The organism is Streptomyces yangpuensis, assembly GCF_001005295.1.
GTDB classification, from domain to species: Bacteria; Actinomycetota; Actinomycetes; order Streptomycetales; family Streptomycetaceae; genus Streptomyces; species Streptomyces yangpuensis.
In genome coordinates, this window is record NZ_LBMK01000010.1 from 171,020 (window position 1) to 183,732 (window position 12,713).

The following is a 12,713-nucleotide window of genomic DNA, read 5'->3' on the forward strand; positions in this document are numbered from 1 at the left end:
CGCGCCTGAAACGCCGGCGGGGCTGGGTACGCGGGCTCCGCCCGGACCCGCGCTCAAAACGTCGGCGGGGCTGGATACGCGGAGCCCCGCGGCGGCGGCGCGCCCTGTCTGCCACCGCCGAGGCTAACGGCGGCGTTCCGTCAGCTCGTCGTAGACGGACAGGACCTGGGCCACGGTGTCGTCCTCCGAGGGCCACGTGGCGGCCTGGATGCGCCCCGCGGCGACGAGGTCGGACCGGCGGGCCGGATCGGCCAGCAGGCCGGCCACGGCCGACGCCAGCGCCCCCGCCTCCCCCGGCGGTACGAGCACCGCGCCCTCCCCCACCAGCTCCGGCACACCGCCCACCGCCGTCGCGACCAGCGGTACGCCCGCCCGCAGCGCCTCCTGCGCCGGCAGGGCCCGCGTCTCCCACCGGCTCGGCAGCACCGCCAGGTCCGCCGCGGCCAGCAGGTGCGCCGCGTCCCGGCGGCGGCCGAGGAGCCGGACCGGCAGCCGCTCCGCCGCGATCCGGCGGGCCAGTTCGGCCCGTAGCGGCCCCTCCCCCGCGATCACCAGCAGGGGCGCGGGCTCCAGAGCCCGCCACTCCCGCGCCGCGTCGAGCAGGACGGAGTACCCGCGGTGCGCCACGAGACTGCCGACCGCGACCAGCAACGGCCTCTCCACGACGCCGAGTTCCGCACGCACCTTGCCCGGGTCCGACGGCGTTTCCGGGCCCGCCGGGAAGGCCACCGGCGCCAGCCGCGCGTCCCTGGCGCCCCGCCGGCGGGCCAGGTCCACGAGGTCCGAGGAGGCCCCGAGGACCACCGCGGCGGCCCGCGCCACGCGCCGTTCCAGTATCCGGCTCAGCCGTCCGAGCGCGCCGTGCGCCGTCGGGCCTTCGCCGTGCCAGCTCACCACCAGCGGCACCCGGCGCCCGCGTATGGCCAGCGCGGCCCGCAGGCCGGCCCGTACTCCGTGCGCGTGGACGACGTCCGCGCCGGCGCACGCGGCCCGCAGCACGCTCACCGCGTCGGGCGCGAACTCCGCCCCGGCGCCGGTGAAGTCGTACTCCCCCTCCGCCTGGACGGGGGCGCACACCGTGACCCGTACCCCGCGCGCGGCGAGCCCGGTGGCGAGTGATCGGACGTGCGCGCAGCTGCCGGCGCCCGCACCGTCGCCGAGCACTTGGACGGTGCGCAGCGGCGGGCGCCCGTAGGGCTGTGCCGCGACGGAGGGGGAGACCGGGGAGCTGCTCACTGGCCGAAGCTCCAGGGTGAGGGGAGTCAGAGACGTCGCCAAGAATGCCAGTCCGCACGTGCGTTCCGGGACCATACGGGTGCGGATCCTGTGCGAGATACGGCAGGACACCCCCCGGCCTCACTCACACGGCGTAAGCGGAATCCGGAGAGTGACGCTCCGATCGATCTTTTTCGGTTCCGGACCGTTCTGTCGCGGACAAGCGGAGGGCCCGGAACGACCTGCGTTCCGGGCCCTGGGGTGGTGTGCCGGCTCACACGTCGGCGCGCGCCGCCGCCAGCAGTTCCTCGGCGTGCGCCCGCGCCGAGACGGAGTCCTCGTGCCCCGCGAGCATGCGCGACAGCTCCCGGACGCGGTCCTCGCCCTCCAGGACGGTGACCCCGCTGCGGGTGACCGAGCCGTCGTTGGTCTTCTCCACCAGCAGCTGCCGGTCGGCGAAGGCGGCCACCTGCGGCAGGTGGGTGACGACGACGACCTGTGCCGACCTGGCCAGCTTCGCCAGCCGCCGGCCGATCTCGACGGCCGCCTTGCCGCCGACGCCGGCGTCGACCTCGTCGAAGAGGTAGGTGGGCACGGGGTCGGTGCCCGCGAAGACGACCTCCACCGCGAGCATCACGCGGGACAGCTCACCGCCCGAGGCGCCCTTGGCGATCGGCCGCGGCTGGGCGCCGGGGTGCGGGGCCAGCAGCAGTTCGACCTCGTCGGTACCGGAGGGGCCGTAGGCGACCGGGCGGCCGTCCACATCCACTCCTTCGGGGTCCTCGGTCTGCCGGATGTCGATCGTCACCCGGGCGTGCGGCATCGCCAGCGACGCCAGCTCCGCCGTCACCGCGGAGGCGAAGCGGGTCGCCGCCTCCACCCGGGCGTCGGTCAGGGCCTGGGCCAGCAGCGACAGTTCGGAGCGCAGCCCGTCGCGTTCCGCGGTCAGCTCGGTGATCCGCTCGTCGTCGCCGTCCAGTTCCAGCAGGCGCGCCGCGCCCTGTTCGGCCCACGCCAGTACGGCCTCCACGGTGCCTTCGGTGCCGTACTTGCGCGTCAGCTGCGTCAGGGCCGCCCGGCGCTCCTCCACCGCGGCCAGCCGCAGCGGATCGGCGTCGAGGTCGTCGGCGTAGCCCGCCAGTTCCCCGGCCACGTCGGACAGCAGGATGCCGAGTTCGCCGATCCGCTCGGCGAGCGCGGCGAGCGCCGGGTCGTGCGACCGTACGGTTTCCAGCGCCCGGTGGGCTCCGGCGACGAGCATGTTCGCGTCGATGGCCTCGGGGTCCTCGGGGTTGCCCGCGAGCGCGCCGTGGGCCGCCTGGGCCGCCTGGGCCAGCGCCTCGGCGTGCCCGAGCCGTTCCGCCTCGGCCGCCAGCTCGGCGTCCTCGCCGGCCACCGGCTCCACCGCGGCGATCTCGTCGAGCCCGAAGCGGAGCAGGTCCGCCTCCTGGGCCCGTTCCCGGGCCCGGGTGGTGATCTCGTCGAGTTCCACGGCGACCGCGCGCAGCCTGCGGTAGGCCGAGCCGTACTTCTCCAGCGGGACGGCGACGGCGTCCCCGGCGTACCGGTCGAGCGCCTGCCGCTGCCGGGCCGGCCGGAGCAGGCCCTGCTGGTCGGTCTGCCCGTGTACGGCGACCAGGTCGTCGGCGAGTTCGCCGAGCAGGCCGACGGGCACGGAGCGGCCGCCGACGTGGGCGCGCGAACGGCCCTCGGCGGACACCGTCCGGCTGATCAGCAGGGCGCCGTCGTCGAGCTCGGCGCCCGCCTCCTCGGCGCGTACCGCGGCGGGGGCGTCCGGGCGCATGACGATGCGGCCCTCGACCACCGCGGCCTTGGCCCCGATCCGTACCAGGGCCGGGTCGGCGCGGCCGCCGAGCAGCAGCCCGAGGCTGGTGACGACCATCGTCTTACCCGCGCCGGTCTCGCCGGTCACCGCGGTGAAACCGGGCGACAGCTCGACCACCGCGTCGTCGATGACCCCGAGCGACCGTATCCGCATCTCCTCAAGCACGGGACGACGATACCGAGGTTTCCCGGGTGCCATGTGACGTCACCCGCTCCGAGTTTCTCGAACGCGTGTGCTATTAATGCTCTCGCGACGGGCCCCGGACGGCAACACCCGGAATCCCGGCCGGGCTTGGGGGCCACGGCCCCCGCCGGCCTTTGGCAGAGGCCGTCAGTGGGGTGCGCCCCGCCAGCCCGACACGGGCAGCGCGAACTTCGCGACGAGCCGGTCCGTGAACGACGCGTGGTGCAGCCGGGCGAGCCGTACGGGCACCGCACCCCGCCGGACCTCCACCCGGGCCCCGGCCGGCAGCTCCACCGTGCGCCGGCCGTCGCACCACAGGACCCCGTGCGGGGTGCCGTTCTGTACCTCCACCGCGAGCACCGAGTTCGGCGAGGTCACCAGCGGCTTCGCGAACAGCGCGTGCGCGCTGATCGGCACCATCAGCAGCGCCTCCACCTCCGGCCAGACCACCGGCCCGCCCGCGGAGAAGGCGTACGCCGTCGAACCCGTCGGCGTCGCGCAGACGATCCCGTCGCAGCCGAAGCCGGTCACCGGGCGCCCGTCGATCTCCAGGACGACCTCCAGCATCCGCTCCGGGGACACCTTCTGGACCGCGGCCTCGTTCAGCGCCCAGTCCCGGTGGACGACATCGCCGTTCGTGCGCACGATCACGTCGAGGGTCATCCGCTCCTCGACCTCGTACGAACGCGTCACCACCCGGTCCACGACCTTGTCGAGGTCGTCGCGCTCGGCCTCCGCGAGGAAGCCGACCCGGCCCAGGTTGACGCCCAGCATCGGCACGCCCGAGGCGCGCGCGAACTCGGCGCCCCGCAGCAGGGTCCCGTCGCCGCCCAGCACCACCAGCAGCTCGCATCCGTCGAGCACCCCCGGCGTGGACTCGGTGACGAGCTCCACCTCCGGCGGCAGCGGCAGGTCCACCGCCTCGTGCTCGAAGACCCTTACGCCCAGCCCACAGCGCAGCAGTCCCTTGACGACCAGCTCGGCGCTGCGGATGGCCGCGGGCCGCCCGGTGTGCGCGAGCAGGAATACGGTCCGTTCCCCCGGAAAATCTGTCACTGAGGCCCCTCCGCCACTGCACGGTCAACATCCGCCGGGTCGAGTGCCGGTGCCCCCGCCCTCAGCCACAGAAAGTACTCCACGTTCCCCGACGGCCCCGGCAGCGGACTGGCGGTCACCCCGAGAACGCCCAGCCCCAGCTCCGCGGCCCGGGCCGCGACCTCGCGCACGGCCTCCGCCCGCAGCTCCGGGCTGCGCACCACGCCGCCGCTGCCCAGCCGCTCCTTGCCGACCTCGAACTGCGGCTTGACCATCAGCACCAGGTCGGCGCCGGGCGCCGTGCACCGCACCAGCGCGGGCAGCACCAGGCCGATCGAGATGAAGGACAGGTCGCCGACGACGAGGTCCACCGGGACGCCGTCGATCTGCTCGACCGTCAGCTCGCGCACGTTCGTACGGTCCTTCACGGTGACCCGGTCGTCGCTCTGCAGCGACCAGGCGAGCTGCCCGTAGCCGACGTCGACCGCCATCACGTGGGCCACGCCGGCGCGCAGCAGCACGTCGGTGAAGCCTCCGGTGGACGCGCCCGCGTCCAGCGCCCGGCGGCCCTCGACCCGCAGGCCCTGCGGCCGGAAGGCCGCGAGGGCGCCCGCGAGCTTGTGTCCGCCGCGCGAGACGTAGTCGGGGTCGTCGTCGTCCTTGAGGACGACGAGGGCCGCGCTGGTCTCGACCTGGGTGGCGGCCTTGGTCGCGGTGGTGCCGCCCACGGTCACCCGGCCCGCGGCGATCAGCTGCGCGGCGTGCTCGCGGGAGCGGGCCATGCTGCGGCGTACCAGTTCGGCGTCCAGGCGGCGGCGTGCCACTCCTGCCACGTTCGGTTCAGCTCCTGTTTTCGTACGGTCCGGGGACGGATGGTGCGTCCAGCGCGGTCAGCGCCTCACGCAGCCCCCGGTGGACATCCTCGTACACCTCGACGTGTCCGTCCGCCCCGAGGTGGTCCGCGTCCGCCAGCCGCGCCAGGTACGCGTCCACCCCGGCGTGGCCGGTGGGGGTGCGTACGACGCCCAGCGCCACGGGCCCGGCGGGCTCGGCCGGTCCCGCGGGCTCAGCGGGTTCGGCGGGCTCGGCGGCTTCTACGGGGGCTTCCGCCCCGGCCCCGGCTCCGGCTCCGGCCGCGCTCGGGGCCTCGGCCCGGGTCTCGGCTGCTTCGTCGGTCATGCCACGACGCTACCCCGAAGCGCGCCCACGGCCACGCGCGGCTCTGCGGTACGGTCGTGATCACGATGGCTACGATCCAGGAGTGCCGTGAAGCACTCGACCGACTCTCCGACAACCTCGAGCGGGCCGAGGCCGGCGTGCGCGGCGCGGCCGCGTTCGACCGCTCCCTCAGCTGCCACATCACGGACCTGGACCGGACGTTCACGGGCCGCCTCGACGGAGGCCGGATCCGCGTGGACGCGGTCGCGCCGGGCCCGCCCGCGCACAAGGCCGAGATCCGCCTCGCGATGACCGGCGACGACCTGGTCTCGCTCGTCGCGGGCGAGCTGAAGTTCGCGAAGGCCTGGGCCTCCGGCCGGGTCAGGCTGGAGGCCGGCTTGCGCGACCTGCTGCGGCTGAAGAGCCTCCTCTAGTGCTGTGGCCGGAAAGGTTTGCCGGGGCGCGGCGTCCGGTGCGGTGCATCGCAAGGCGGCGGGCCGCGGCTCGTACTGGACGTACGTGCGCGGTTCTGACAACGCGGCGAGGTGCCGTGCCGAGCGTCGCGACCCGGTGAACCTGGCCGGTCACAGCACTAGGCACTGCCGCCCTTGCGGGCACCGGCCTCCGCGGGCGCCTGTGCGCGGGGGCGTCGCGCCGCCGGGATCACCAGCGGCGTTCCCGTCTCCGGGTCGTCGATGACCTGGCAGCGCAGCCCGAACACCTTCTCCACGAGCTCCGCGGTGACCACCTCCTGCGGCGGCCCCTCGGCGATGACCTTCCCGCCCCGCATCGCGATCAGGTGCGTGGCGTAGCGAGCGGCGTGGTTGAGGTCGTGCAGCACCGCGACGAGCGTGCGCCCCTGCGTCTCGTGCAGTTCGGCGCACAGGTCCAGCACGTCGATCTGGTGCTGGATGTCCAGGTACGTCGTCGGCTCGTCGAGCAGCAGCAGCGGAGTCTGCTGCGCCAGCGCCATGGCGATCCACACGCGCTGCCGCTGCCCGCCCGACAGCTCGTCCACCGCACGGTCGGCGAGCTCGGCGACCCCGGTCGAGGCCATCGACTCGTTCACGATCCGCTCGTCCTCGGGCGACCACTGCCGCAGCAGCCCCTGGTGCGGGTAACGGCCGCGCGAGACCAGGTCGGCCACCGTGATGCCGTCGGGCGCGATCGAGGACTGCGGGAGCAGGCCGAGGGTCCTGGCGACCTTCTTCGCGGGCATCGACCCGATGGCCTGGCCGTCCAGCAGCACCCGCCCCTCGGACGGCTTCAGCATCCGCGACAGGGCCCGCAGCAGCGTGGACTTGCCGCAGGCGTTCGGGCCGACGATCACCGTGAAGGAGTTGTCGGGGATCTCCACCGACAGGTTCTCGGCGATGACCCGCTGGTCGTAGCCGAGGGTCACGTTCTCCGCGGTCAACCGCTGCACTTGCGCACTCCTGAGGTTCATATACGTCCTGCCTTGCGCTCGGTGACGAGCAGCCAGAGCAGATAGACACCGCCGACCAGCCCGGTCACCACGCCCACCGGCAGCTGGTCCGCGCCGAAGGCCCGCTGCGAGGCCCAGTCCGAGAGCAGCAGCACCACCGAGCCCATCAGGGCGGCGGTCAGCAGGTTGGCACCGGGCGAGCGGGTCAGCCGCCGGGCCAGCTGCGGCGCGGCCAGCGCGACGAAGCTGATCGGCCCGGCCGCGGCGCTCGCCGCCGTGGTCAGCAGGATGGCCGCCAGCATCAGCAGCATCCGGGTGCGCTCCACCCGCACCCCCACCGCGTACGCCGCGTCGTCGCCCATCTCGATCATCCTCAGGGCCCGGCTCTGCCCCAGCACCAGCGGGAACAGCACCGCGCAGGTCAGCAGCAGCGGCCACACCTGCGCCCAGTCCCGGCCGGCCAGCGAACCGGTCAGCCAGACCATCGCCCGTGAGGCCTCCACCAGCTGGGCCTTGGTGATCAGGTACTGGATGACGGCCACCAGCATCGCGGAGGCGCCGATGCCCACCAGGACCAGCCGGTAGCCGTGGATGCCCTGCTTGTACGCCAGCAGGTACACGGCGGCGCCGGCCAGCAGCCCGCCGAGCAGCGCACCGGCGGCGACCTCGGTCGCCGAGCCGTTCAGCAGGATGATCACCACGAGGGCGCCGACCGCGGACCCGTACGAGAAGCCAAGGAGGTCGGGCGAGCCGAGCGGGTTGCGGGTCACCGACTGGAAGACGGCTCCGGCCATCCCGAGGGCGGCGCCGACCAGCAGGGCGACCAGTACCCGGGGCAGCCGCAGGTCGTTGACGATGAAGTCGTCGGCGGGGGTGCCGTTGCCGAGCAGGGTCTGCACGACGTCCCACGGCGCGATGTCGAAGTCGCCGGTGCCGATGAGCAGGACGGCCATGACGAACGCGGCGAGGACGAGCAGGCCGCCGACGGCCAGGGCGCGCCGCTCGATCCGCAGCGACATCCCGCCCGGGAGCCGCACGGGACGGGCTTTGGCGGTCACGGTCACAGCTGAGCCATCCTCTTGCGCCGGACGAGGTAGATGAAGACGGGCCCGCCGATGAGCGCGGTGACGATGCCGACCTGGAGCTCGGCGGGCCGGGTGACGACCCTGCCGACGACGTCCGCGCCGAGCAGCAGGACGGGCGACAGGACGGCCGAGTACGCGAGCACCCAGCGCATGTCCGGTCCGGTGAACACACGCACGAGGTGCGGGATCATCAGGCCGATGAAGACGATGGGCCCGCAGGCGGCGGTGGCCGCACCGCAGAGCAGGGTGATGGCGAGCATCGCGCCGACCCGGGTCCGTGTCAGGTTCGCGCCGAGGGCCCTGGCCGTGTCGTCGCCCATGGCCATCGCGTTGAGCGGCCGGCCGAGCGCCAGCGCGATCACCGCGCCGGCCAGCAGGAACGGGGCGACCTGCCGGACGGTGTCCATGTTGGCCGAGGCCAGCGAGCCCACCGTCCAGAAGCGCAGCTTGTCCAGCGCCTTGCTGTCCATCAGCTGCACGGCGTTGATGTAGCCGACGAGGGCCGCACTGGCCGCCGTACCGGCGAGCGCGAGGCGTACCGGTGTGGCGCTGCGGCTGCCGCCGAGCACGTACACGACGACGGAGACGACGGCGGCGCCGAGGAAGGCCCACCACACGAACTCCGACAGCGAACTCGCGCCGAGGAAACTGATCGCGGAGACCACGGCGGCCGCGGCGCCGGCGTTGACGCCGAGGATGCCGGGCTCGGCCAGCGGGTTGCGGGTCAGCGCCTGCATGACCGCCCCGGACAGGCCCAGCCCGAGACCGACCATCAGCCCGAGAAGGGTGCGCGGGACCCGCAGGTCCCGCACGACCACGTCCGAAGTGGTTCCCGAGTAGTGGAAGAGGCCGTGCCAGACCTCTTCCAGGGGCATCTGCCTGGCGCCCACGGAGATGCTCACCACCGTGATGAGGGCGAGCACCACGAGGGCGCCGACCAGACCCGCGGCGCGTGCGGCATGGCGTGGGCGGGCGGCGGCGTCCGGCGGGGGCGCCGCGCTCGGCCCGGATTCGGGAGGACTCTCAACCAACACGGAGGTTAGGTTAGCCTAGCCTCCGCCTCAATCGGACCCCCGGAGGTCACTGAAAACCCAGCCTGGCCAGCGCCTTCGCCGCGTCCAGCGTGCACACGCCCTCCGCGCCGGCCGTCCAGGCCGCCGCGCACAACGCCCGCAGCCCGTCCAGCGGGTCGAGGCCGGCCGGTCCTGCGGGGCCTTGCCCGCCCGTCCCGTCCTGCTCGTCGGCCTCGCTCAGTTCGAGCACACCGCTGTTGAGTGCCACCGCCGTCCAGCCGCCGCAGCGGAACCCCTCCGCGGCCGGCACCACCTCAGGCTGCCCGGCCAGCAGCCCGCGCAGGTCCCGGTCCACGTAGGTCGGCCGGTGCCGGGGCTCGGCCCGCAGCAGCTGCTCCGCGTCGGTCACCCCGGTCAGCACCAGCAGCGAGTCCACCTCCCCGTTGAAGGCGCCCTCGATGTCGGTGTCCAGCCGGTCCCCGACGACCAGCGGCCGCTTCGCCCCGGTCCGCAGCACCGTCTCGCGGTGCATCGGGGGCAGCGGCTTGCCCGCCACCTGCGGCTCCGCGCCCGTGGCGATCCGTACGACCTCCACGGCTGCCCCGTTGCCCGGCGCGATGCCCCGCGCCCCCGGGATCGTCAGGTCGGTGTTCGACGCGTACCACGGCACGCCCCGGTTGATCGCGTACGAGGCCTCCGCGAACCGGCCCCACGCCAGGTCCGGGCCCCCGTAGCCCTGCACGACCGCCGCGAGCCCCTCCTCGTCGGCGGACTCGACCGGCTCCAGCCCGCGTTCGCGCAGTGCGACCCGCAGCCCCTCGCCACCGATCACCAGCACCTTGGACCCCGGCTCCACCTGCTCCGCGATCAGCCGGGCCACCGCCTGCGCCGAGGTGATCACCTCGGCCGCCTCCGTCGGAATGCCCAGCTCGCCCAGGTGCTCCGCGACGGCTTCCGGCGTCCGCAGGGCGTTGTTCGTGACGTACGCGAGGTGCATGCCGTCGGCGCGGGCCGCCGCGAGCGATTCCACGGCGTGGCCGATGGCCCGCCCGCCCGCGTACACCACACCGTCCAGGTCCAGGAGAGCGGTGTCGTACGCCTGGTGCAGACTCTGGTCGCACGCCGCGGGACTGGTCCTGATCTGCCGGGTCATTCTGGCCGCTCCCTCTGTGATCGATCTTGTCCGATTCCCTGCTGCCCCGATCATCCCGCATGGCGAGACGCGACTTACCATGCACTAATGACCACTCCTGGCACCGCGGACCACGGGCTGCGCCTCATCCCGTTCCATGGCCTGCGCTACGTCCCCGAGCGTGTCGGCAGCCTCGCCGCCGTCACCTCGCCGCCGTACGACGTGGTCGTGCGCCCCGACGGAGTCGACCACCTCGAATCCGCCGACCCGCACAACATCGTCCGTCTGATCCTCCCGCAGGCCGGCACCCCGGCCGCGCGCAACGAACAGGCCGCGCGCACCCTGCGGGACTGGCTTGCCGAGGGCGTCCTCTCCGCCGACCCCGAGCCCGCGCTGTACGTGTACGAGCAGCGCCGGGCCGGCCTGCTGCAGCGCGGCGTCATCGGCGCCCTCGCCCTGTCCACCGCCGACGCCGGCATCGTCCTCCCGCACGAGGACGTCATGCCGGACGTGGTGACCGACCGGGCCGGCCTGATGCGCGCCACCTCCGCCAACCTCGAGCCGCTCCTCCTCACCTACCGGGGAGACGACCCCGGCGCGGGTGCGGCGGCGGTCGTCGAGCGGACCTCCCAGCGCGCGCCCCTGCTGTCGACCACCACCGAGGACGGCTTCCAGCACCGCCTCTGGGCGATCACGGACCCGGCCGAACTGGCCGCCGTCACCGCGGACCTCGGCCACCGCCAGGCCCTCATCGCCGACGGCCACCACCGCTGGGCGACGTACCTGCGCCTCCAGGAGGAGCACGGCTCCCCCACCGCGTGGGACTTCGGGCTGGTCCTGCTCGTGGACACCGCCCGCTATCCGCTCCAGGTCCGCGCCATCCACCGCATGTTGCGCCGGCTGCCGGTCGCCGACGCGCTGGCCGCCGTCGCCGGTCACTTCCGGGTCCGTACGGTCGACGGGCCGCTCCCGCTGGCCCTGGACTCCCTCGCGGACGCGGCGGAACGCGGCAACGCCTTCCTCCTCGCCGGCGCCGGCACCTTCCACCTGGTCACCGATCCCGATCTGGCCCTCCTCGACCGCACGGTCCGCCACGACCGCCCCGAGGCCTGGCGCCGGCTGGACGCCACCGTGCTGCACGCGACGCTGCTCGACGCCCTCTGGCACGTGCCGGACGCCCCCGACCAGATCACGTACATCCACGACGCCGCGTCCACGGTGGCCATGGCCGAACGCCACGGCGGTACGGCCGTGCTGCTGCATCCCGTACGCGAGGAGGTCGTACGCGACCTCGCCCGCCAGGGGGTCACGATGCCCCGGAAGTCCACCTCCTTCGGGCCGAAGCCTGCGACCGGCCTGGTCCTGCGCGGAGTGGGCTGAGGTCTCCCGGACCGGACACGAAGAAGGGCGGTACCCCGGTCGGGGTACCGCCCTTCTCGTTGTCACGTCGACGTGGCTCAGGCCTTGTCGCCGCGGACGTCGGTGTCGGCCGCGGACTGCTCCAGCGGCTCGTACTCCTCGTCGTCCTCGTCGTAGTACTCGGTCACGTCGGTGGCGCGCTCGGCCGCGGCGACCTCCGCCGGGTCCTCGTCGTCGCTCTCGTCCTCGTCGTCCTCGTCGTCCTCGTCGTCCTCGTCGTCCTCGTCGTCGACCAGGTTCTCGGTCCCGTCCTGGTCCTCGTCGTCGGACAGGTCCGCGGCGTCGACGAACTCGACGCCGTCGAGCTCGGCGAGACGGTCGGAGGCGTCGGTGGCCCCGTCCTTGTCCGCTTCGAGGGCCTTGCCGAACCACTCGCGGGCCTCGTCCTCACGACCGGCCGCCAGCAGGGCGTCGGCGTAGGCGTACCGCAGGCGCGCGGTCCACGGCTGGACGGCGCTGGACGCCAGCTCGGGGCTCTGCAGGGTCACGATGGCCGCTTCGAGCTGCCCCTGGTCCCGCCGGGCACCGGCCGCGACCAGACGCATCTCGACCTGGCCGGCCTTGTCGAGCTTCTGGACCTCGGGCTCACCGGCCATGGCCAGCGCACGCTCGGGACGGCCGAGGCCGCGCTCGCAGTCGGCCATGACGGGCCACAGCTCGACAGAGCCGGTCATGCGCTTGGCGGCGCGGAACTCCGCGAGGGCCTCGCTGTACTTCTGCGTGGCGTACGCGGCGAAGCCGGCGGCCTCGCGGACGGCGGCGACGCGGGAGGCCAGGCGCAGGGCGATGCGCGAGTACGCGTACGCCTGCTCGGGGTCCTCGTCGATCAGCCGGGCGACCATGACCAGGTTCTTCGAGACTTCTTCGGCCAGCCCCTTGGGCAGGCTCAGCAGCTCCTGACGCACATCGGCGTCGATCTCGAGGCCGGTGACGTCCTCGTCGATCGGCAGCCGCTTGACCGGGTCGCGGTCGCGGTCCGAGCGGTAGCCACGGTCGCCGCCGCGGTCATCGCGACCGCGGTAGCCGCCGCGGTCGTCACGGCCGCCGCGGTACCCACCACGGTCGCCGCCCCGGTCCTCGCGACGCGGGTAGGACGGACGGTCCCCGCCACGGTCGTCACGGCGCGGGTAGGACGGGCGGTCGCCACCGCGGTCGTCACGGCCGCCACGGTACCCGCCACGGTCGTCGTCACGGCGGGGGG

Annotated in this window: 12 protein-coding genes; 2 read left to right on the forward strand and 10 right to left on the reverse strand. The window is 73.9% G+C overall.

All coding sequences use genetic code 11. The features are described 5' to 3' along the window. Window positions 1-123: 123 nt before the first annotated feature. From AAT21_RS32780 to AAT21_RS40115, 5 genes are all read right to left on the reverse strand, one after another. The gene (locus AAT21_RS32780; RefSeq protein ID WP_046780608.1) at window positions 124-1,236 is read right to left on the reverse strand and encodes a glycosyltransferase family 4 protein; all 1,113 of its coding nucleotides are present in this window, start codon (window positions 1,234-1,236) and stop codon (window positions 124-126) included. Window positions 1,237-1,489: 253 nt separating this feature from the next. Continuing rightward, window positions 1,490-3,214 (reverse strand): DNA repair protein RecN, encoded by a 1,725-nt coding sequence (gene recN, locus AAT21_RS32785; protein WP_046780609.1) that lies wholly within the window; start codon window positions 3,212-3,214, stop codon window positions 1,490-1,492. Between the two features lie 177 nt (window positions 3,215-3,391). Continuing rightward, window positions 3,392-4,300 carry an NAD kinase gene (locus AAT21_RS32790; protein ID WP_046780610.1) on the reverse strand — a complete coding sequence of 303 codons (909 nt, stop codon included), beginning with the start codon at window positions 4,298-4,300 and terminating at the stop codon, window positions 3,392-3,394. After that, window positions 4,297-5,112, reverse strand: a complete 816-nt coding sequence (locus AAT21_RS32795) for a TlyA family RNA methyltransferase (protein WP_046780611.1) — start codon at window positions 5,110-5,112, stop codon at window positions 4,297-4,299. Before AAT21_RS32795 ends, AAT21_RS32790 begins: the two co-directional genes overlap by 4 nt. Window positions 5,113-5,119: 7 nt before the next feature. Further along, window positions 5,120-5,458 carry a hypothetical protein gene (locus tag AAT21_RS40115; RefSeq protein ID WP_235439304.1) on the reverse strand — a complete coding sequence of 113 codons (339 nt, stop codon included), beginning with the start codon at window positions 5,456-5,458 and terminating at the stop codon, window positions 5,120-5,122. A gap of 65 nt (window positions 5,459-5,523) precedes the next feature. Here AAT21_RS40115 and AAT21_RS32805 point away from each other — a divergent pair, with 65 nt between their 5' ends. Continuing rightward, window positions 5,524-5,871, forward strand: a complete 348-nt coding sequence (locus AAT21_RS32805) for an SCP2 sterol-binding domain-containing protein (protein ID WP_046780639.1) — start codon at window positions 5,524-5,526, stop codon at window positions 5,869-5,871. A gap of 158 nt (window positions 5,872-6,029) precedes the next feature. Here AAT21_RS32805 and AAT21_RS32810 read toward each other — a convergent pair whose 3' ends face one another. The 4 genes from AAT21_RS32810 to AAT21_RS32825 are packed head-to-tail and all read right to left on the reverse strand — an operon-like array spanning window position 6,030 to window position 10,114. Next, entirely contained in the window at window positions 6,030-6,863 is an 834-nt protein-coding gene (locus tag AAT21_RS32810; RefSeq protein WP_046780612.1) for an ABC transporter ATP-binding protein, read from the reverse strand. A 17-nt stretch (window positions 6,864-6,880) separates the two neighbouring features. Beyond that, window positions 6,881-7,882: a FecCD family ABC transporter permease gene (locus AAT21_RS32815; protein ID WP_046780640.1), complete on the reverse strand. Its 1,002-nt coding sequence runs from the start codon at window positions 7,880-7,882 to the stop codon at window positions 6,881-6,883. A gap of 41 nt (window positions 7,883-7,923) precedes the next feature. Beyond that, on the reverse strand, window positions 7,924-8,982 hold the full coding sequence (locus AAT21_RS32820; protein ID WP_046780613.1) for a FecCD family ABC transporter permease: 1,059 nt from the start codon (window positions 8,980-8,982) through the stop codon (window positions 7,924-7,926). Window positions 8,983-9,028: 46 nt separating this feature from the next. After that, complete coding sequence (locus tag AAT21_RS32825) at window positions 9,029-10,114, reverse strand: HAD-IIA family hydrolase (RefSeq protein WP_046780614.1); 1,086 nt, start codon at window positions 10,112-10,114, stop codon at window positions 9,029-9,031. Window positions 10,115-10,201: 87 nt separating this feature from the next. Between AAT21_RS32825 and AAT21_RS32830 the strand changes: the two genes are divergently transcribed. Beyond that, a complete protein-coding gene (locus AAT21_RS32830) occupies window positions 10,202-11,473 on the forward strand; it encodes a DUF1015 family protein (RefSeq protein WP_046780615.1) in 1,272 nt (423 codons plus the stop codon). Window positions 11,474-11,550: 77 nt separating this feature from the next. Here the strand turns inward: AAT21_RS32830 and AAT21_RS32835 are convergent, their stop codons facing one another. Continuing rightward, on the reverse strand, window positions 11,551-12,462 hold the full coding sequence (locus AAT21_RS32835; RefSeq protein ID WP_046780641.1) for a tetratricopeptide repeat protein: 912 nt from the start codon (window positions 12,460-12,462) through the stop codon (window positions 11,551-11,553). Between the last annotated feature and the right edge of the window lie 251 nt (window positions 12,463-12,713).